General features: G+C 54.1%; 20 protein-coding genes. 13 read left to right on the forward strand and 7 right to left on the reverse strand.

Annotated features, from left to right (window positions below; all coding sequences use genetic code 11):
* Window positions 1-79: 79 nt before the first annotated feature.
* Together AS19_RS02940 and AS19_RS02945 are read left to right on the forward strand one after the other, a co-directional pair.
* Entirely contained in the window at window positions 80-835 is a 756-nt protein-coding gene (locus AS19_RS02940; protein ID WP_035460604.1) for a Nif3-like dinuclear metal center hexameric protein, read from the forward strand.
* Between the two features lie 30 nt (window positions 836-865).
* Window positions 866-1,741 carry a diacylglycerol kinase family protein gene (locus AS19_RS02945; protein ID WP_035460607.1) on the forward strand — a complete coding sequence of 292 codons (876 nt, stop codon included), beginning with the start codon at window positions 866-868 and terminating at the stop codon, window positions 1,739-1,741.
* Window positions 1,742-2,171: 430 nt separating this feature from the next.
* On the opposite strand, the gene AS19_RS02950 is transcribed toward AS19_RS02945, so the two are convergent.
* The gene (locus AS19_RS02950) at window positions 2,172-2,705 is read right to left on the reverse strand and encodes a YhcB family protein (RefSeq protein WP_011587854.1); all 534 of its coding nucleotides are present in this window, start codon (window positions 2,703-2,705) and stop codon (window positions 2,172-2,174) included.
* Between the two features lie 116 nt (window positions 2,706-2,821).
* On the opposite strand from AS19_RS02950, the gene AS19_RS02955 reads away from it, so the two are divergent.
* The 4 genes from AS19_RS02955 (at window position 2,822) to AS19_RS02970 (ending at window position 7,550) form a co-directional block, all read left to right on the forward strand.
* Entirely contained in the window at window positions 2,822-3,454 is a 633-nt protein-coding gene (locus AS19_RS02955; RefSeq protein ID WP_011587855.1) for an alpha/beta hydrolase, read from the forward strand.
* A gap of 140 nt (window positions 3,455-3,594) precedes the next feature.
* Window positions 3,595-4,677 (forward strand): cell division protein ZapE, encoded by a 1,083-nt coding sequence (gene zapE / locus AS19_RS02960; RefSeq protein WP_046961680.1) that lies wholly within the window; start codon window positions 3,595-3,597, stop codon window positions 4,675-4,677.
* A 162-nt stretch (window positions 4,678-4,839) separates the two neighbouring features.
* Window positions 4,840-5,985 carry an acyl-CoA dehydrogenase family protein gene (locus AS19_RS02965; protein WP_035460610.1) on the forward strand — a complete coding sequence of 382 codons (1,146 nt, stop codon included), beginning with the start codon at window positions 4,840-4,842 and terminating at the stop codon, window positions 5,983-5,985.
* A gap of 245 nt (window positions 5,986-6,230) precedes the next feature.
* A complete protein-coding gene (locus AS19_RS02970; RefSeq protein WP_231483475.1) occupies window positions 6,231-7,550 on the forward strand; it encodes an OmpP1/FadL family transporter in 1,320 nt (439 codons plus the stop codon).
* Between the two features lie 222 nt (window positions 7,551-7,772).
* On the opposite strand, the gene AS19_RS02975 is transcribed toward AS19_RS02970, so the two are convergent.
* Both AS19_RS02975 and AS19_RS02980 read right to left on the reverse strand, forming a co-directional pair.
* A complete protein-coding gene (locus AS19_RS02975) occupies window positions 7,773-8,495 on the reverse strand; it encodes an SGNH/GDSL hydrolase family protein (RefSeq protein WP_035460755.1) in 723 nt (240 codons plus the stop codon).
* 472 nt (window positions 8,496-8,967) lie between these two features.
* Window positions 8,968-10,005: an aldo/keto reductase gene (locus AS19_RS02980; protein WP_046961681.1), complete on the reverse strand. Its 1,038-nt coding sequence runs from the start codon at window positions 10,003-10,005 to the stop codon at window positions 8,968-8,970.
* Window positions 10,006-10,265: 260 nt separating this feature from the next.
* On the opposite strand from AS19_RS02980, the gene rplM reads away from it, so the two are divergent.
* The 7 genes from rplM (at window position 10,266) to AS19_RS03015 (ending at window position 14,982) form a co-directional block, all read left to right on the forward strand.
* Window positions 10,266-10,694: a 50S ribosomal protein L13 gene (gene rplM, locus AS19_RS02985; protein WP_011587862.1), complete on the forward strand. Its 429-nt coding sequence runs from the start codon at window positions 10,266-10,268 to the stop codon at window positions 10,692-10,694.
* Between the two features lie 11 nt (window positions 10,695-10,705).
* Window positions 10,706-11,101, forward strand: a complete 396-nt coding sequence (gene rpsI / locus AS19_RS02990; protein ID WP_011587863.1) for a 30S ribosomal protein S9 — start codon at window positions 10,706-10,708, stop codon at window positions 11,099-11,101.
* A 214-nt stretch (window positions 11,102-11,315) separates the two neighbouring features.
* A complete protein-coding gene (gene petA / locus AS19_RS02995) occupies window positions 11,316-11,903 on the forward strand; it encodes a ubiquinol-cytochrome c reductase iron-sulfur subunit (RefSeq protein WP_011587864.1) in 588 nt (195 codons plus the stop codon).
* Window positions 11,904-11,908: 5 nt separating this feature from the next.
* Window positions 11,909-13,183, forward strand: a complete 1,275-nt coding sequence (locus AS19_RS03000; protein ID WP_231483481.1) for a cytochrome bc complex cytochrome b subunit — start codon at window positions 11,909-11,911, stop codon at window positions 13,181-13,183.
* Window positions 13,183-13,839 (forward strand): cytochrome c1, encoded by a 657-nt coding sequence (locus AS19_RS03005; RefSeq protein ID WP_011587866.1) that lies wholly within the window; start codon window positions 13,183-13,185, stop codon window positions 13,837-13,839. The genes AS19_RS03000 and AS19_RS03005 overlap by 1 nt, the downstream gene beginning before the upstream one ends.
* A gap of 94 nt (window positions 13,840-13,933) precedes the next feature.
* Entirely contained in the window at window positions 13,934-14,572 is a 639-nt protein-coding gene (gene sspA / locus AS19_RS03010) for a stringent starvation protein SspA (protein ID WP_011587867.1), read from the forward strand.
* 2 nt (window positions 14,573-14,574) lie between these two features.
* Window positions 14,575-14,982, forward strand: a complete 408-nt coding sequence (locus AS19_RS03015; RefSeq protein WP_011587868.1) for a ClpXP protease specificity-enhancing factor — start codon at window positions 14,575-14,577, stop codon at window positions 14,980-14,982.
* Window positions 14,983-15,098: 116 nt separating this feature from the next.
* Here the strand turns inward: AS19_RS03015 and AS19_RS03020 are convergent, their stop codons facing one another.
* The 4 genes from AS19_RS03020 to AS19_RS03035 all read right to left on the reverse strand — a co-directional run bounded on the left by AS19_RS03020 (window position 15,099) and on the right by AS19_RS03035 (window position 18,571).
* Window positions 15,099-15,686, reverse strand: a complete 588-nt coding sequence (locus tag AS19_RS03020) for a BON domain-containing protein (protein ID WP_011587869.1) — start codon at window positions 15,684-15,686, stop codon at window positions 15,099-15,101.
* Window positions 15,686-16,273 carry a phosphoheptose isomerase gene (locus AS19_RS03025; RefSeq protein WP_011587870.1) on the reverse strand — a complete coding sequence of 196 codons (588 nt, stop codon included), beginning with the start codon at window positions 16,271-16,273 and terminating at the stop codon, window positions 15,686-15,688. Before AS19_RS03025 ends, AS19_RS03020 begins: the two co-directional genes overlap by 1 nt.
* Before the next feature lie 62 nt (window positions 16,274-16,335).
* A complete protein-coding gene (locus AS19_RS03030) occupies window positions 16,336-16,713 on the reverse strand; it encodes a YraN family protein (RefSeq protein WP_011587871.1) in 378 nt (125 codons plus the stop codon).
* Entirely contained in the window at window positions 16,694-18,571 is a 1,878-nt protein-coding gene (locus AS19_RS03035; RefSeq protein WP_011587872.1) for a penicillin-binding protein activator, read from the reverse strand. The genes AS19_RS03030 and AS19_RS03035 overlap by 20 nt, the downstream gene beginning before the upstream one ends.
* Window positions 18,572-18,612: the final 41 nt, after the last annotated feature.

Below are 18,612 nucleotides of genomic sequence, written 5' to 3' on the forward strand. Positions count from 1 at the left end.
GATGATCGGGTTAGCGCGGTGATCGACGATCACGGGTTCTGTGACCATATTTATACTTTCCGACCTTCCGGTAGGTGCCATGCTCAAGCGCGATTACATGTTGTCTCTGCTCGACCAGGAACTGGCGGTGGACTGTTTTCAGGATTACTGCCCTAATGGTTTGCAGGTGGAGGGCCGCGAGCAGATCCACCGTGTGGTATCCGGGGTGACGGCCTGCCAAGCACTCATTGATGCTGCCATAGTAGAAGAAGCGGATGCGATTCTGGTGCATCATGGCTATTTCTGGAAAGGGGAAAGCCAGCAGATTCGAGGCATGAAGAAACAGCGGCTGCAAACCCTGCTACGCCATGATATCAACGTGTTTGCGTACCATTTGCCATTGGATGCCCATCCGACGCTGGGTAACAATGCGCAGCTGGCTCGACGGTTGGGTCTGACCACCGAGGGAGGGCTCGATGACTCCCCTCGACCTATCGGCAATGTGGGGCGGTTGGATAGCCCTATGAGCGCGTCGGAATTCGCGGCCCATGTGGAAGCGGTGCTGGGGCGTACACCACTGCATATTGGTGATCCTGGGGATGAAATTGAAACCATCGGCTGGTGCACTGGCGGAGCCCAGGGGTTTATCGAAAAGGCTCAGAGCAAGGGCGTGGATGCTTACCTGAGTGGCGAAATTTCAGAACCGACCACCCATTTTGCCCGGGAAACCGGGATGCACTATTTTGCCTGTGGTCACCATGCCACCGAGCGTTATGGCGCCATGGCGCTAGGGCAGTGGCTTAGTGATCATTATGGTATCGAGCATACCTTTATTGATATCGATAACCCGGCTTGAACCGGGAGTAGTACGAGGGTTTCCTGTCTGATGAAAGTCACTGTGATTTATAACCCGGCTGCCGGCGGCGGAAGGGAAGCGCTGCTTTACCGATTTGTGGCTGAACTGGAGCGCCTGGGCGCGACGGTGTGCCAGTACCATACCAAAGGCCCCCACGATGCTACTGATTATCTCAAGGGGCTGGCAGACCAGGGCGATTGCGTGGTGGCCGTGGGCGGCGATGGTACCACCAATGAAGTGCTCAATGGGCTAGCCGCCGGCGTCGCGCTGGGCGTTTTCGCTACCGGTACAGCCAATGTGCTGGCCAAGGAGCTGGAACTGCCGAAAAAGCCGGAACAGGCCGCTCAGGTGGTGGTGCAGGGTAAAAGTGTATCGGTGACGCCGGCGCGTTTGAACGGCCGACGGTTTCTCATGATGTGCGGGGTCGGCTACGATGCCTGGGTGGTAAACGGAGTGAACCTAGGCATTAAAGAACGCTTCGGCAAGCTGGCCTATGTGCAATCCATGCTTGGCCAGATTGGCCGTTACGGCCAGAGTCACTACCGGGTGGAAGTAGATGGTCGGCCGCTGGATTGTTTCTCGGCCATCATTACCAACGGCCGCCACTATGGCGGCAGTTTCGTGTTGAGCCGCGAAGCCAATATTCTGCGCCCGCAGGTCCAAGTGCTGTTATTTCAGAAGCAGGGAGTACGGTTCTTGTTACGCTGCCTGATCGCCTTGTTATTCGGGCGTATGGAGCGGGTGGATGGCGTGGCCAGCCTGCGTGCCCAGCGGGTGCATATCCGTTGCGAAAACCAGAATGAGCCAATCCAGGCAGACGGTGACCCGGCGGGCAGCTTGCCTGCAGAGATTGAAGTGGAAAGCGCGCCGGTGCGAATGCGGGTGCCAGCCCTATTTGATTCATAAGGCTTTGCTATACGTCTTGAAGGGAAAGTGTGAAGCGTGGGGTGTTGGCGATTACTACGGTCCGCTCGACGCTTATTACGTTTTCGACAAGATTGCTGACGACGCGTTGATCACCCAGCCGCTGAAGAACGACTGAACCTTCTGGTGCAACAAGTGCGGCACCATAGCCTCCATGCGTACCTGCCCGCACGAAGCGGCAGACTGTGTGCTGATGTCCGGTACAAGCTGGGTAAGCCGCTCAATGATGGTGATGTGGCGGTATTACGTCGGCTTACAGGGCTTTGAGAAAGTAAAATTGGAACGGACCGATTATTCAGCCATGAGCCAGGGGCTCTCAGCCAGGTAGTATTTGGTGGAATCTAACAAAAAGCCCGCTGATGCGGGCTTTTTGTGTCTGCTGGTTGGCGTTGTTATGGCAACGTTGCCGGAATCAGCCAGGTGTCTTGTTGCTGGTGGTGTCGGTATCTTGCGTGTCGCCGTCGGCATAATCCCGGGGCGGCTGCACCACTATGTCTGGTAACGGGTTGTCTGCTACATCTACGGGAGCAAAAGGGCCCGTGGGTTTCTGTTGCAGGCCAAAGTCTTCTGATAGCGTCCCTTTGGCGCTGGGCGCGTAGTCCAGTGGCGGTGTCATGGGCTCGCTGTTGTCGTTGCCCGGAGCGGAATCCAGAGACTTGGCGACGGCTCGCTTACGGCCTACTTCGGAGCACAGTACTTGCACCCCTTTCGATAAATGCTCGTGCACGGAGCGATAGGCCTGGGTCATATCGTTGACCAGATCAGCGGTCTGAAGAAAATGGTCATCCACTTTGTCCCGATAATGATTCAGTGCCTGACGAGCCTCGTCGCGATCGCGAATCAATTGGCCGGCTTGCCGCCGTGCCGGTAACAACCAGAAAAGCAGTCCTGCACCTGTTACCACGCCGGCAGCAAAGCACAGCACCCCAGTTGTCAGCATATCCATGGCATACTCCTGTAAGGTATCGCCAAGACGCTGGCGATAACGCTTTGGCTATTGCAGCACAGAGCTGCGCAATCGCCAAGGGTGAAAGGCGTAAAAGGATGGAACAGGAGTAGAAAATGATGGCACAACGGCAAACTTTACCCGGACCAGCAGGGGAGTTAGAGGTGGTGGTGGAGTACGGTAGTGAGGCGCCGCCGTTCGTCGCCATTGTCTGCCATCCGCATCCGCTGTTCGGGGGCACCATGGATAACAAGGTGGTGACGACCCTGGCCCGCTTGGCCCGTGATGAAGGCGCTGTGGTGGTGCGTTTCAACTTTCGTGGTGTGGGTGAAAGCCAGGGAGCTTACAGTGATGGCATTGGGGAAACCGAAGATCTGCTGGCCATCCATAGCTGGCTGACACACAAGTATCCGCAATTGCCACTCTGGCTCTCGGGCTTTTCGTTTGGCAGTTTCGTTGCGGCGCGTGGGGCGGAAATTCTCAAGGCTAACGGGGTGCCCGCTCGGGAGCTGTTGTTGGTGGCGCCTCCGGTACACCATTACCCATTTGATGAAATTGAAGACACCGGCTGCCCGGTGACGGTGGTGCAGGGAGATGATGATGAAGTCGTCCCGGCTGAGCAGGTGTATCGCTGGGCAGAGCAAACCCCATTAGCTCCCGATTTGTTGCGCTTCCCCGATTGCGGCCACTTTTTTCACGGCAAGTTGGTGGACTTAAAACAAGTGGCGGCCAGCCACCTGCCTCGCTAAGCGCTGTCGCTCTATGAGTGAATTTCACTCTCTGCCGGTTGTCAGTTGGTGGCCTCAGCGCTACATTGACCGCCCCTTGTGGGGCCTATTTCAGGCCCGGAACCGGTTTCAACTACTACATAGTGGCAGGTTTGCGAACCATGACCCCTCTTGAGCAATATAAGGCCGACCTAGAGCGAGCTGACTTCTTTCAGGATCCGGCCCAAGAGCGGGCGGTCGCCGCGCTGGATGAGCTTTATCATCGATTACTTGCAGAGCCTGCCTCGGGAGGGCTATTTGGGCGTTTCCGTAAAGCACGGCCCCAGATGGGCTTGTATATGTGGGGGGGAGTAGGTCGTGGAAAAACCTATCTGATGGATGTTTTTTTCCAGACGCTGCCGTTCGAGGAAAAGCGTCGCATGCATTTTCATCGCTTCATGCAGAAGGTGCATCGTGAAATGCGTGAACGGCAGGGGGAAAAAAACCCACTGATCAGTATCGCTCGCAAGTTTGCCAGCCAGGCTAGGGTGCTGTGTTTCGATGAGTTCTTCGTTACAGATATCACCGATGCGATGATCCTGGCCGGCCTGATGCAGGAACTGTTTGCCAGCGGTGTAACCCTGGTTGCCACCTCTAACATTGAGCCAGATGGTTTATACAAGGATGGGCTGCAACGGGCTCGCTTTCTTCCCGCCATTGATTTGCTTAAAGAGCACACTCAAGTGTTGAACGTGGATGGGGGGAACGACTACCGCTTGCGGCTACTGGAACAGGCGGAGCTTTATCACTGCCCTTTGGGGAAAGGGGCCGATGCGTTTCTTCAGGAGCGTTTCGAGACATTGGAACAGGATCACTCCCGGCATCGTGATCGTGGCAATGTGCTTATTGAAGGCCGTAAGATCGCCACTGTTATCTGCGCTGATGATGTGGTCTGGTTTGAGTTCAAGGAGTTGTGCGATGGTCCGCGCAGCCAGACGGATTACATCGAAATCGCTCGTGAATTCCACACGGTATTGCTCGCCAATGTGGAGCAAATGGGGGCCAGTAAGGACGATATGGCCCGGCGATTCATCAATCTGGTGGATGAATTCTACGACCGTGCGGTGAAGCTTGTGATCACCGCAGAAGTGCCCATTGAGGATATCTATGCCGGAGGGCGTTTGGATTTCGAATTTGAGCGTACCTGTTCTCGCCTTCAGGAGATGCAATCCTCCGAATATTTAGGGCGCGAACACCGCGCCTGATCAGCTTGTGGTTGCAAGGTCATTGTCCGGTTTTCATCACTGGCCGTGGGGGTGAGCGTTTTGGTCATTGCTCAACGGCAAGCTCTATCAACATTATGGAGCATTCTCTACCCCTGCCAGCCCGGCGTGGGCCCCCCGATAACCTGACTACCGGAGAGCATGATGATTCCCCGTACGCTATTTAGTTCTGACCACGAAACTTTTCGCGATACCGTCCGCAAATTTCTTGAAAACGAAGCCGTGCCATTCAATGAAGAATGGGAGCAGCAAGGCGTGGTCCCCAAAGACGTATGGTTAAAGGCTGGCGAGCAGGGTTTCCTATGTCCGATGGTGAGTGAGGAGTATGGCGGTATTGGCGCTGACTTCCTTTACAGCGTGGTGATCAATGAAGAAATTTCCAAGCTGGGCCTCACTGGCATCGGTTGGGGGCTGCACACGGAAATCGTGGCGCCTTACATTGAGCATAATGGCTCAGAAGTATTGAAGCAGAAGTATCTGCCGAAAATGGTTACCGGTGAAATGATTGGTGCCATCGCCATGACAGAGCCCGGTGCCGGTTCTGATTTGCAAGGTGTGAAAACCACGGCAATAAAAGACGGTGACCATTATGTGCTAAACGGCTCTAAAACCTTCATCACTAATGGCCAGAATGCAGATATCGTCATTGTGGTGGCAAAGACCGACCCGACTAAAGGGGCCAAGGGCATTAGCTTGTTTGTGGTAGAAACCGACTCTGAAGGGTTCGAGAAAGGTAAGAATCTGAAGAAAGTCGGCATGAAAGCCCAAGATACCTCCGAGCTGTTCTTCCAGGATGTGCGCGTACCGGCAGAGAACCTGTTGGGTGAAGAGGGCATGGGCTTTATTTATCTGATGAAAGAGCTGCCCCAGGAACGCCTTGGTATCTCCGTTGGTGGCCTGGCCATGGCCGAGTCTGCATTGGCGCATACCATTGAATATGTGAAAGAAAGAAAGGCCTTTGGTAAGCCTATCGCTGGCTTCCAGAACACCCAGTTCAAAATTGCCGAAATGCATACCAAGCTTGAAGTGGCGCGAGCCTATGTGGATCGTTGCTTGGAGCTGCACCTGAAAAAAGAGCTGGATATTCCTACGGCTGCGGCGGGTAAGTACTACATTACCGATCTGCAGTGTGAAGTGATTGATGAATGCCTACAGTTGCACGGTGGTTACGGTTACATGTGGGAATACCCGATTGCCCGCATGTTTGCAGATTCACGGGTGCAGCGGATTTACGGCGGCACCAACGAAATTATGAAAGGTATTATCGCCAAGGCGGTGCTGGCCGATTAATTCCGGGTCAGGTCAAAATGAAAGGGCTGCTTCGGCAGCCCTTTTTTTTGTCTTTTTGCGGTTGCCTAATGCATGGATATCTCCATCGGGGGCTGCCACAAAGGATTTTCTTTGGCCGTGATAGCGGGCCGCCTCATTGTCAATGGCGGATATTTTACAAAAAAATGGGCTAATAGGAAAGTATTAGGTGATCGAGGTGTTGCTGTTATTCGCCTAAGTTGTGTATAAGTGTAAGTGAACTCAGATTGAGGGATGGTCTTGCGTGTAAGCTAATAATTCTAGGAAGAAGGAGAACAACAATGAAAAAAACAGGTGCGCTACTAATCGGTTCAGCCTTTGCGGCTTTATCGACGCAAGCGATAGCTACAGGTTTTGCTGTCAGTGAGCAATCTGTTTCTGCGCAAGGTACCGCTTTTGCTGGCGCGGCAGTACTGAGCGAAAATGCGTCAAATCAATGGTATAACCCGGCCACATTGGCAGGCTTGAAGAAAACAGAAATTACAGCGGCTGTTCAGCAAGTCATCATCGATACGAGCTTTAAAGCCGAGGGCGGTTCGGGCCCCGGTGATTTTGAAGATTTTAGCCCAGTGGTAGGAAGCGCGTTTTTGGCTATTCCCCTCAGTGATAAAATGACGTTTGGCTTGGGGATAAATGCTCCCTTTGGCTCGAAAATTGACTATGAAGATAACTGGGGCTCTGTGGCTACCGATCCTTTGGCGCCACTGTCTCCGACGACGGGTGACCGCTATGCCACCATGTCTGATCTAAAGGCTTATAACATTAACCCAGCGTTGGGTGTTCAGGTAACGGATCGTCTTCGTCTGGGGGTCGGGGTTAGTTACCAGCGTCTTGAGGCCGATCTTGAAAGCTCGTTTACCCGACTTGAAGGGGACGATGATGCCTATGGTTGGAACGTCGGCTTGGTGTTTGATGCTGATGATAACAACCACTTTGGTTTGGCGTATCGCTCAGCCGTGGAGTATGACCTTGATGGCGACATTACCTTCTCCCCCTTGCCCTTGGTGGCTAGTGGGCAGCCATTGCCGGTAGCTACAGCCTTAGCGGGTAAATACAGTGGGAGCACCTCTGTGGATTTGCCTGCGTCAGCTCAATTTTCATATGCCGGGGACCTTTCTGAGCGAACACAAATTTTATTCGGCGTTGAGTGGATGGAGTGGAGTAGCCTTGATGAGCTTGTAGTCGATCACTCGGGTGCGCCGATTCCAAGCCCGGCGGTGCAGGAATTTGGTTGGGGTGATACAACCCGTTTCTCTGCCGGTGTGCGGCATGTGCTTGCCAAAGGAACGGTATTGCGAGGTGGTGTCTATAAAGAGAACTCCACTCAGAGCAGTGAGAATCGCTCTCCCGCCTCGCCAGACTCAGACAAAATCGGTGTGTCTATTGGGGCAGGCTTTAACCCAACAGATAATATGACCATTGATGTGGTTTATAGCCATATCTTCATTGACGATGCAGAGACAAACCTGACTGAACGAGGCTTGCTGAAAGGAGACTTTGAGTTGGATGCCGATATTATCGGTGCTCAGCTGAGCTATCGTTTCTAAAACCAGCGGGATGGCAGAAGTAGAAAAGCGAGCCTTAGGGTTCGCTTTTTTTTTGCCGCGATGTAATTACTGCACTGTTCACGCAACATGCAACGCATCGGTCGTTGTGATCAGGTTGCTCTAAAAGCCGCGGATGACCCGGCTGCCGTCATTGGTGCACCGGGAGGCTCCGTGGCGGGGTGTTACTGTGGACTGGGCGCCCTTCAGGAGTAGGTGCAGGAGTCACGTTTTTTGTTTGCTGCTCTTTTGTTCTGTCAGTGCGGCTGCCATGGCTCGGTAGCCGCTGGCGTTTGGGTGGTAGCCGTCTTTAGCGAGCAGGGCAGGGTCTTGCAGAGCAGGATAATCGAGGTAGCGCGCGAGGCTGACATTGCGGGCCACGCGACGGTGCTGTTGATCCAGTTGTCGGGCGCGCCAGCCGAGTAGCTGCCTGAGCAGGATGGGAAGGGCGGTAAATTTATGCATGGGGGGCACGGCGAGTAAGGTTATTCGGATGTGGGGATGTTGCTTGCTCAGTGCCTCAATCAGCTGCAGTAACCCTATGCGATAGCGGCGCCGGGAAGTGAAGCCTGTGGTGTCATTAACTCCCATGCTGATGAATATCTGATCCACTGGAGGTAGGGCCGTGTCAGCAAGGCGGGCGAGTAGTTCCTCCACACGGATGCCGTTAACGCCAAAGGTGTGCCAGGCTACCGCCTGCCCGGATTGTTGGTGCAGCTGTAGGGCCAGTTGGCTGGCCAGTCCCTGATGGTGGTGAAGGACGCCCACGCCTGCCGCTGTGGACTCGCCGACTACCAGTAAGCGATGGGCTGGGGCGCCATGGCCCCACTGGCCCAAGGGCTCGCCGTCGGCTTCGGGTAGCCGTACCACGGTGCGGCGGGTGTACAGTGCCAACGGGATGGCCACGGGGCTGAGAATCCCAAAAGTGAACCAGAAAGGCAGGTGCATAGCTTCGCCCACGAACATTTTTTCGACAGCGGCAGGCCTTTTAAGCTGCTGATGGCTACGGTGATGAAAAGGCCGTCAACAATGGCGTCGATTGCGGCACAGGCTATCACATCCTTACCTCTGAGTTGCGGCGCCCGATAGGAGGGTGTTGATTAGGGCCGCGTCGAGTGAATGCTGATTCACGGCTAATAACTGTTGGTACAAGGCAGCAAAGCCGATGATGGCGCTGTCGCTTTGGCCATGGGCTTGCGAGTGGGGGACACCATGATGGTATGCGGCTCTGGGTATGTTGCTTCCAGGTTACGTTAACAGCATTAACATCGGCATGTATGTAAAGCTACCGCCAATCGTCTTTTATTGGTTAGGAGAAGGTTGGGGCTGGTAGGTCGAAAATCGGCTAAAGCGATTTTCGACCTACGATTCCATTATCGAGGTCAGCATCAATGCGGCATGGTGCATTTAGTGACTCTGGTTAGGGTGCTGGGTACGGGAAACGGGTGTGAATCGCGTTTAGCGCTTTTTCCAAATCTTTGTCCCAGGGTACGTCGATGCTTTTCAGGTTCTCTTCCAGTTGCGCGAGGGTGGTGGCACCAATGATGTTGCTGGTCACGAAGGGGCGTGTGGTGACAAATTGCAAGGCGAGTTGGGCTGGGCTGACGCCTCGTTCACTGGCTAGTTCGCAATAGGCTTCAGTGGCAGCGATAGCTTGGGGATTGCTGTAGCGCGCAAATTGTTTGAACAGCGTGAGGCGGGCGCCTTCCGGCCACTGGTCATTGCGGTATTTGCCGCTGAGCATACCGAACGCAAGCGGCGAGTAAGCCAGCAATCCGACTTGTTCCCGATGGGCGATTTCTGCCAAGCCCACCTCAAAGCTACGGTTGAGCAGTGAATAGGGGTTTTGAATGCTGACCGGAGGCGCCAGGCCGATTTTTTCTGCTTCATGAATGAAGGTCATGGTGCCCCAAGGGGTTTCATTGGAAAGGCCCCAGTGGCGAATTTTCCCCGTATCCACCAGCGCTTTCAGGCCAGCAACGGTTTCGCTGATGGCGATGCCTTCTTCGCCCTCTCGATGTTTATAGCCCAACTGGCCGAAGAAGTTGGTGGTGCGTTCAGGCCAGTGCAGCTGATAGATGTCGATCACATCGGTTTGTAGCCGATTGAGGCTGCCTTCCGCGGCGTCCTGCAAGCTTTTCGCGCTGAACCGCGGACCGCCGCGGATATGTTTAACGTACTCACCGGGGCCGGCGGCCTTAGTGGCCAGTACAACTTTATCTCGCTGACCGGTGCGCGCAAACCATTCGCCAATGATGGTCTCGGTGCGAAAAGAGGTATCCGGGCTGGCGGGCACAGCATACATTTCGGCAGTATCAAAAAAATTAATGCCATGATCTAGAGCCATGTCCATCTGGGCATGACCTTCTTGTGCGGTGTTCTGGCTTCCCCAGGTCATGGTGCCTAGACAGAGGGCGCTTACCTTAAGATCCGTGCGCCCGAGACGACGATGTTGCATTGTTTGTTCCTTTAAAAAGGGTGGGGCAAAGGTGTAGAGTTACGCTCAATCACAACATGGCAGGGGCGGGTTCACAATGATCCTTTTGCAGGGCGGAGAATGGCCTTAGCTAAGGGGGACTTAGTGTCATGACAACAAATGCCAGTGAACCGCTTGTGTTCTTTGGGGGGCTTGGGTAGAATTCGCGCTCTCTTGCCCGGCGTAACTGTCGCCGGTGGGTGTTTGCTACCCGTAACATATTGAATTTAGGGCAGAATTCCATGAAGACCTACAGCGCAAAACCGGAAAGCGTAAAGCGCGACTGGTATGTGGTAGACGCCTCCGGCAAAACGTTGGGTCGGTTGGCTACTGAAGTCGCCAGCCGTCTGCGCGGTAAGCACAAGCCGGAGTTTACTCCACATGTCGACACCGGTGATTACATTGTTGTGATCAACGCCGATAAAGTGGCCGTTACCGGTAAGAAAGCGTCAGACAAAATGTATTATCGTCACACCGGTTACCCGGGTGGCTTGAAAGAAGCCAACTTTGCGACTCTGCAGGCAGAAAAACCTGAGATGATCATCGAAAAGGCGATCAAGGGCATGCTGCCGCGTAACCCGCTGGGCCGCGCCATGTTCCGCAAACTGAAAGTTTACGCTGGCACTGAGCATCCGCATACCGCTCAGCAGCCGCAGCAGCTGGAAATTTAAGGGGTTTGTCGATGGCAACTGTAGAAACCAACTACGGAACCGGTCGCCGCAAGACCTCTTCCGCTCGCGTTTTTCTGCGTCCGGGCAGTGGCAAGATCAGTGTTAATGGTCGCCCGCTGGATGTATATTTTGGTCGTAAAACCAACCAGATGGTTGTTCGTCAGCCTCTGGAACTGGTAGAAGCGACTGATAAGTTTGATGTGCTCGTTACCGTAAGTGGTGGCGGCAATAACGGTCAAGCTGGCGCCATCCGCCACGGTATCACCCGTGCGCTGATGGAGTATGACGGTGAGCTGCGTGGTCAGCTGCGTCGTGCAGGCTATGTGACACGTGATGCGCGTGAAGTGGAACGTAAGAAAGTGGGTCTGCGTAAGGCGCGTCGTCGTCCGCAGTTCTCCAAGCGTTAAGCTTCAAGCACTGCAGATTCACAAAAAAGCCCAGCATTGCTGGGCTTTTTTGTGTTCGAATCAGCTGTTTAGCGCTTCTGGCGGAGTAATAACCTGTTGTCAGGTGTGGGCTTTTTCTTTACCATTTGCGCCGCCTTACTCCGCCCGTAACGCGAGGATAAACCTCGAGTCTCGGACTAACCCCGAGCGTGGGATCTAAGGGGAGAACATCTCAATGAGCAACGACGGTGTTAATAGCAGCCGCCGCACTTTCCTGATCGGTTTAACTTCGGCAATTGGTGCCGCAGGAGCCGTTGGCGTGGCTGTACCTTTCGTGAAGTCCTGGCAACCCAGTGCCAAAGCCAAGAATGCCGGTGCGCCGGTAAAAGTGGATATTGGTCGGCTGGAAGCAGGACAGCGCGTAGTAGAAGAATGGCGGGGCCAGCCCATCTGGGTGGTGCGTCGCACGGAAAATATGCTGGATACTCTGCCTCAGCTGGATGAAAAGCTGCGTGACCCTGCGTCAGAAGTGGATCAGCAGCCTGATTACGCCAGGAACGAATGGCGTTCAATTAAAAAAGAATACTTGGTGCTTGTGGGTACCTGTACTCACCTGGGGTGTTCTCCTTTGTTTGAGGAACAGCCTACGGTCGAGCTGGAATTCGGGGGCTTCTTCTGCCCGTGCCATGGCTCCAAGTTTGATTTCGCTGGCCGGGTTTACAAGGGTGTTCCTGCGCCGACCAACCTGGTGGTGCCGCCACATTCGTACCTGAGCGAAGCTGTCGTTATCGTCGGCTCTGAGGAAGGGGAGACTAAGGCATGATGGGAATGGTGAATCGCGTTGTCGATTGGGTAGATGCCCGTCTGCCCGTGGTGGACTCTTATAAGCGGCACATGTCCGAATACTATGCGCCGAAGAACTTTAACTTTTGGTACTACTTCGGTGTTCTCTCTCTGGTCGTGCTCATTAATCAGTTGCTGACCGGCATTTGGTTGACCATGTTCTTCTCTCCAAACGAAGGCTTTGCCTCTGTTGAGTACATCATGCGTGATGTGGAGTGGGGCTGGTTGATCCGTTACATGCATGCGGTCGGCGCGTCTGCGTTCTTCGCAGTAATCTATATCCATATGTTCCGTGGCCTGATGTACGGCTCGTACAAGCCGCCACGGGAGCTGGTATGGATCTTTGGTATGCTGATCTACTTGGCTCTGATGGCTGAGGGTTTCCTCGGTTACGTGCTGCCATGGGGCAATATGTCTTACTGGGGCGCACAGGTGATCATTTCCCTGGCGGGAGCCATCCCGTTTGATCTGTTGCCGTTCATTAGTGCGACGGAAGCCAAGGAAATTGGTGAAGGCCTAACTACCTGGGTGCGTGGTGACTATTTGTTGTCCACCGCTACAGTGAACAAGTTCTTTGCTTTGCATGTTGTCGCAATTCCGATTGTGTTGCTGGCGTTGGTTGTGTTGCACATCCTGGCGCTCCATGAAGTGGGTTCCAACAATCCGGATGGCGTGGAAATCAAGCAGAACAAAGATGAGAATGGCGTGCCGGTTGATGGTATTCCGTTCCACCCTTACTACACCGTGAAGGATCTGCCTGGCGTGATCGTCTTCCTGATGATCTTTGCCGTGGTGATTTTCTTCTTCCCGGATGGTGGTGGTTATCTGCTGGAGAAGCCGAACTTTGAGCCGGCTAACCCGCTGAAAACCCCTGATCATATTGCGCCGGTTTGGTATTACGGTCCTTATTACGCCATGCTGCGAGCCACAACCATCGATTTCATCATGTCTTCCAAGGCGTGGGGTTTGGTGGCAATGGGTGGCGCTATTGTGATCCTGTTCGTCATCCCCTGGTTGGATCGTCACCCGGTTAAGTCCATTCGTTATCGCGGTGGGTTGAGCAAGTTGTTCATGGCATTGTTCGTGCTCGACTTCTTGATGTTGGGGTATTTTGGTACCCAGCCGGCCACTCCGGGTAAGACCATGATGGCGCAGTTCGGCACGATCTATTATTTCAGCTACTTTTTACTAATCATGCCGTTTGTGCATAAATTCGAGAAATCCAAGCCGGTTCCGGAACGGGTAACGGGGGGACACTGATGAAGAAACTAGCGGTTATTCTTTTCAGCTGCCTGCCGTTGGTCGCGTTCGCGGCTGGCGGTGGCCACAACGAGTACGTGGTTAAAGCGCCGGTAAACCTGCAAGATAAGGTTGGCCTGCAAAATGGTGCTAAGTTGTTCGTTAACTACTGCATGGGTTGTCATACTCTCCAGTACCAGCGTTACAGCCGCATGGCGGAAGATCTGGAAATGCCAGAAGAGCTGGTGATGGAGAATCTGAACTTTGTCAGCGACAAGTTCGGTGACCAGATGCATAACGCCATGGACCAGGACGATGCGAAGAAGTGGTTTGGTAATGCTCCGCCGGATCTCACCATGGTGACCCGGTACCGCTCTTCGGATTGGGTGTATTCATACCTGATCAACTTCTACGAAGATGAGTCTCGTCCATTTGGTTACAATAACCATGTCTTCCCGAGTGTGGGCATGCCCCACGTGATGGCGGGCTTGGAGGACGAGCTGGGCGAAGATGAGTTCAAGCAGGCGATGGGTGACATCACTAACTTCCTGACCTACACCGCGGAGCCGGTTCGTCCGCAGCGTGAACGTCTTGGGGTTTATGTGCTGCTGTTCTTGGGCATCCTGTTGATCCCGGCTTACCTGCTTAAAAAGGAATACTGGAAAGACGTACACTGATACCTCAGTGTTGGCTTCCAGCGTTGAACAGGGTATCCGTGTAAGCGGTTACCCTGTTTCTGTTATAGATCACTAGTGCGGAGATGATTCGACAATGGGTGTGGTGACCAAGCGTTCTTCAATGACTTTCTTTTCTTCCCCGGAAGATCATTACAGCCACCGCGTGCGTATCGTGCTGGCAGAAAAAGGGGTCACGGTCGATATCGTTGATGTGGACAGCAACAACAAGCCGGAAGATCTGGCTTCGCTGAACCCCTACAACGAAGTGCCCACGTTAGTTGATCGTGAGCTGACTCTGTTTCAGTCCACGGTGATCATGGAGTATTTGGACGAGCGTTTCCCTCATCCTCCGTTGTTGCCAGTTTACCCGGTGGCACGGGCACAAAGTCGCCTGCTGATTCACCGGGTAGAGCGTGATTGGTGCGGTCATGTGGATGCGATTCTCGCCGGTGAAGAGAAAGAAACCAGCCTCAATAAGCGTCGCAAAGAGCTGCGTGAAGCGATCATTGCTACCGCACCGATTTTCAGCGAACTGCCATATTTCATGAGTGAAGAGTTTACGTTGGTAGATTGTGTGGTCGCCCCGATTCTGTGGCGGTTGCCAGCTTTGGGTATTGAGCTGCCTGCCAAGCAGGTGAAGCCGCTGCTGGATTATGCCGAGCGTTTGTTCGACCGTGATGCGTTCCAGGCTAGCCTGACAGACGCCGAACGCGAACTGCGTAACCCGCTGTAGTTATGTCTGAAATGACGTCCAATCGCCCGTATCTGATACGGGCCATCCACGAGTGGATCTGCGACAATGGCTTGACCACCCATTTGGCAGTGAATGCCGGTTTCCCGGGTGTGGAAGTGCCACAGGATTTTGTCCAGGACGGTCAAATCGTTCTGAACATCGCTCCACGCGCCGTGACTCAGTTTGTGGCGGATAATGATGAGATCGCTTTTTCTGCGCGTTTTGGCGGTATGCCCATGACGATTCGGGTGCCGATAAATGCTGTGGTGGCGATCTTCGCCCGTGAAAATGGTCAAGGTATGGCGTTTGACCCGGTAGACCCGCCGGAGCCACCGACTCCGACTACTCCTGAGCTTGAAAAGAAAGACCAAGGTAGAGGGAAGGTCAGTCACTTGAAGGTGGTTAAGTGAGGCGCTGTACGTAATATGCGTTATGCAAAAACAAAAAGCCCGCTCAGTAAGCGGGCTTTTTGTTTTCCGTAGGTGGGGCATGAGGCGGCATCGAGCGCGCTGCCGATGCGGAGCGCTTAATCTATATATTCAATAATTTTTACTATTTTCTGTACGCCATACACTTTCTGCACCTGTGCCACTACCGCCTCTGCTTCGGCATGGGTAAGCAGGCCCATTAAGTAGACGACGCCGTTTTCCGTGACAACTTTGGTTCGCCAGCCCGGCGCATCACCGTTTATCAGGAGCCGGCTTTTAATTTTGCTGGTGAGCCAGGTGTCGTTAGTGCGGGCCAAGAAAGAACCAGAGCCCACGATTTGTAGTTCGTTGTGCACATTGCGTACATGGCGCACCTTGCGGGCAATATTTTCTGCCTGGGTGCTTAGGTCTTCGCTGGCAACTTGTCCAGCCAACAGAACATTGCCATTGTAGCTGACTACCACAATGCGAGACTCATCCAGTTCGGCGCTGGCGCGAGCCAGGTTGACCGCCACTTTGCGTTCAATGTTACCGTCTTCCACGAAGGCGCCAAAGGTGCGAGAGCCATGATCCTGATCGGTGGGTTGATCCGACATACCCTTGGATAATGAAGTGCAGCCAGGGGTCAGTGAGAGCAATAGCACCAGTGCGGTAATGGCTGGGTGCGAGATGAAACGAGCGCGCATTACTGGCCCCCGAACAACTGTTGGTCGATGTAATCACACAGCGCATGGATGACTAGGAGGTGAACCTCTTGGATGCGAGCGGTTGACGTGGCGGGCACCCGAATTTCGATATCGTTGGGACCATACAGGTTAACCATTTCGCCACCTTCCTTGCCGGTCATAGCGACAACACGCATTTCGCGATCGTGGGCGGCTTGAATAGCCTGAATCACATTGGCGGAATTACCACTGGTGGAGATTGCGAGAAGAATATCGCCACTACCGCCTAAGGCACGTATTTGCTTTGAGAAGATTTCGTTGTAGCTGTAATCGTTAGCAATGGAGGTCAACGTGGAGGAATCGGTGGTGAGTGCGATAGCGGGCAGGGCCGGTCGCTCCATCTCGAAGCGGTTAAGCAGTTCTGAGGAGAAATGCTGGGCATCGCCGGCGGAACCGCCATTGCCGCAGGTGAGGATTTTGCCGCCATTGAGCAGGCATTCGACCATGGCCTGACCTGCCGCTTCTATAACGGAGGGCAGCACTTCGCCGGCTTTGGCTTTGGTTTCTATGCTTTCGGCAAACAGTTGCCGGATACGGTCCACGCTCATAATTGCCCCTTCATTGTCCGGTTCGCTATGTTCTGGTCGTTCGTTTTTTAAAAATTTTCAGTTTATTCGCTATAAAACGCGTTTTGTATCCATTGATAAAGGACCGCCTGTTGGCTGTCTGGTTCCATGCCTAATACATCGAACCGGCAGGGCCGATGATGGTGCTCCGGGTGGCGGGCTAGAAAATGCTGGGCCGCATTGATTAAGCGCCGTTGTTTGTGTTGATCCACCGAGGCAAGTGCGCCGCCGTAACTTTGATGCTTGCGCCACCGAACTTCGGTGAAGACCAGCGTTTCCTGATCCAGAAGAATCAGGTCGATCTCACCCTGACGGCAGTGAAAATTTCTCTCCACTATACTTAACCCCTGGCCAGTCAGCCATTTGGCGGCGCGCTTCTCCGCGTCGCGGCCGGTATTTTTCTTACTGCGAAGTAATGGCACGGGGGATGTTTTGAGCTGCCTCGGTGGTTTGTGGAAGTGTTTTTGCCTTGCCGCTAGAAAAGACAGCCCAATTGAGCTCGCGAACAATGCGCTGGTTTTTCATGTGTAGCCTGCCTGTGACGCCGGGCAACTCGCTGGAAGACAGTGCGTTGAGCAAGTATAGGCGGCCCTGTAGTCGATAGGTGTCGATCCCCATGGCAAACAGTCGCTCATAGCGGCCATGGCCATCCGGCCATTGTTCGTTGGCGGCCTCATGTAGCGCTTGATTGTCGTCGGTGAGAATCCAAGGCATGTCTACGAAGCGGATGCCATTTAGGTCTTGGTCCCGTCGTGGGTCCTCTTCACCGCTGTAGATTAGGGAAGTAGAGTAGACGGGTAAATTTTTAGCGTAGTGGAAATTGAGAGCCGGTTTCACCTGGCGGCCTTGGTTGGGGTCGGCCAGCAAGAATAGGAAATCCATGTCCTGACGGCGGCGAGGCTGATTGTCCATTTTTAAGCTGGTGAAGCGGCTAACGGCATTGCCGCGTTGCTGGCTCTGAGAGACCAGCAGCATTTCCTTGACGGTTTCTCCAATACTGGGGCCTTCTTGGTAGGTGCGAGTGATGGTGACCGAGCCGCCTAATTCCTGCCAGCGATTGGCAAAGGCGTTGGCAACGCGGGCGGCCCATTCCCCCTCCGGGTAGAGAACACCAGCTTGTAAGGCGCCATTGCGGGCAGCATGATTGGCGATTTGGCGTGCTTCGTCTTCTGGAGCAAGGCCGAATTGAAAGAAATTGTCTGGGCGATTATCGGTCTCGATGTAATTCAGCGCCATGGTGGTAACGGGCAGGGTACCTTGACTGGCAATGGTGGCCACGTTGTCCTTGGACAGTGGGCCTAGGATGAAATCTGCGCCATCGGTGATGGCCTGTTGATACACCGCTAATACATCGTCACTGCCAGAATCATAGAAGCGCAGAGTTGGCGTGTGGCCGCTTTTCTGTTGTTGGTAAAAAGCGGTCATGATGCCTTCTTGCAAAGCGGCTCCAGCATTTTTCAAGGGGCCGCTGGTCGGCAGCAGGATGGCCACTTGACTGGGGCGTTGGCTGGCGGCTTTCTCAAGTGCATCGAGCATCTGCGGGACGTTATCAATGGCCGGGTGGCTTCGCCACTGGTTGCTCCACTGGTTCAGGCGAGTAATTTGGGCATCCAGGTCAGCAATCGGGTCGCGGTATAGTTGAGCCAGCGTCAACCAGCCGCGCAGATCGCCACTGCTGCTATCAATGGCCTCGTCCAGCTCGGTGTTGGGCATCTGCATGAGCAGCTGCCAGGTCATGTTGTGGTTGTAGTCTTGATCCTCGTCGCCGAGTAATGGATGGGCGGCGATACGTTGCTGTAGGCTGCTCAGCAGCTCCCCTTTCATGGCCAAGGCATCGGCACGTAGGAGGTCGAGTTGCGCCTGTTGCTCGGCGGGGTATTGCAATATCTCTTCTTGGTGTTGCTGTAGCAGCGATAGCGTCTTTTCTGTTTGCTGCTGGCTGAGCTGTGCCCGGCCGCTGAGCAGTAACCAGGCAAAGCGTTGTTCGCTGTTGAGTTTTTCGGGGTTCAGATCTGAGAGTAATTGACTGGCGTCAGCCGCTTGCTTTTCATTGAGATACGAAGAGGCCCAAGACAGGGTGGAGGCAATGCGTTCGTCTGCATCCATGCTGGCGAGTTGACTGCGGGCGGCTGTCAGTGCGGGCGGGGTCTCTGTGAGGCCATCGGGCGCCGCAACGACGGGGGTTTCATAGACCCTAGTCTTGGATGAGGGGCTAGTAGAGCAGCCGGCCACTACAGTGACAGCGAGGAGTGCTGCCAGATAAGCCTTTCTAAATTCCATGGCGAGGTTCGTATTACCAAAATGAAGCGGCTATTGTAGGC

This window comes from Alcanivorax sp. NBRC 101098, assembly GCF_001010505.1.
GTDB classification, from domain to species: Bacteria; Pseudomonadota; Gammaproteobacteria; order Pseudomonadales; family Alcanivoracaceae; genus Alcanivorax; species Alcanivorax borkumensis.

What these genes read in the sequence shown, in the direction of transcription:
- AS19_RS02940 (WP_035460604.1), top strand. Translation starts at nt 80, where the DNA reads ATGCTCAAGCGCGATTACATGTTGTCTCTGCTCGACCAGGAACTGGCG.
- AS19_RS02945 (WP_035460607.1), top strand. Translation starts at nt 866, where the DNA reads ATGAAAGTCACTGTGATTTATAACCCGGCTGCCGGCGGCGGAAGGGAA.
- AS19_RS02950 (WP_011587854.1), bottom strand. Translation starts at nt 2,705, where the DNA reads ATGGATATGCTGACAACTGGGGTGCTGTGCTTTGCTGCCGGCGTGGTA.
- AS19_RS02955 (WP_011587855.1), top strand. Translation starts at nt 2,822, where the DNA reads ATGATGGCACAACGGCAAACTTTACCCGGACCAGCAGGGGAGTTAGAG.
- zapE (WP_046961680.1), top strand. Translation starts at nt 3,595, where the DNA reads ATGACCCCTCTTGAGCAATATAAGGCCGACCTAGAGCGAGCTGACTTC.
- AS19_RS02965 (WP_035460610.1), top strand. Translation starts at nt 4,840, where the DNA reads ATGATTCCCCGTACGCTATTTAGTTCTGACCACGAAACTTTTCGCGAT.
- AS19_RS02975 (WP_035460755.1), bottom strand. Translation starts at nt 8,495, where the DNA reads ATGCACCTGCCTTTCTGGTTCACTTTTGGGATTCTCAGCCCCGTGGCC.
- AS19_RS02980 (WP_046961681.1), bottom strand. Translation starts at nt 10,005, where the DNA reads ATGCAACATCGTCGTCTCGGGCGCACGGATCTTAAGGTAAGCGCCCTC.
- rplM (WP_011587862.1), top strand. Translation starts at nt 10,266, where the DNA reads ATGAAGACCTACAGCGCAAAACCGGAAAGCGTAAAGCGCGACTGGTAT.
- rpsI (WP_011587863.1), top strand. Translation starts at nt 10,706, where the DNA reads ATGGCAACTGTAGAAACCAACTACGGAACCGGTCGCCGCAAGACCTCT.
- petA (WP_011587864.1), top strand. Translation starts at nt 11,316, where the DNA reads ATGAGCAACGACGGTGTTAATAGCAGCCGCCGCACTTTCCTGATCGGT.
- AS19_RS03000 (WP_231483481.1), top strand. Translation starts at nt 11,909, where the DNA reads ATGGTGAATCGCGTTGTCGATTGGGTAGATGCCCGTCTGCCCGTGGTG.
- AS19_RS03005 (WP_011587866.1), top strand. Translation starts at nt 13,183, where the DNA reads ATGAAGAAACTAGCGGTTATTCTTTTCAGCTGCCTGCCGTTGGTCGCG.
- sspA (WP_011587867.1), top strand. Translation starts at nt 13,934, where the DNA reads ATGGGTGTGGTGACCAAGCGTTCTTCAATGACTTTCTTTTCTTCCCCG.
- AS19_RS03015 (WP_011587868.1), top strand. Translation starts at nt 14,575, where the DNA reads ATGTCTGAAATGACGTCCAATCGCCCGTATCTGATACGGGCCATCCAC.
- AS19_RS03020 (WP_011587869.1), bottom strand. Translation starts at nt 15,686, where the DNA reads ATGCGCGCTCGTTTCATCTCGCACCCAGCCATTACCGCACTGGTGCTA.
- AS19_RS03025 (WP_011587870.1), bottom strand. Translation starts at nt 16,273, where the DNA reads ATGAGCGTGGACCGTATCCGGCAACTGTTTGCCGAAAGCATAGAAACC.
- AS19_RS03035 (WP_011587872.1), bottom strand. Translation starts at nt 18,571, where the DNA reads ATGGAATTTAGAAAGGCTTATCTGGCAGCACTCCTCGCTGTCACTGTA.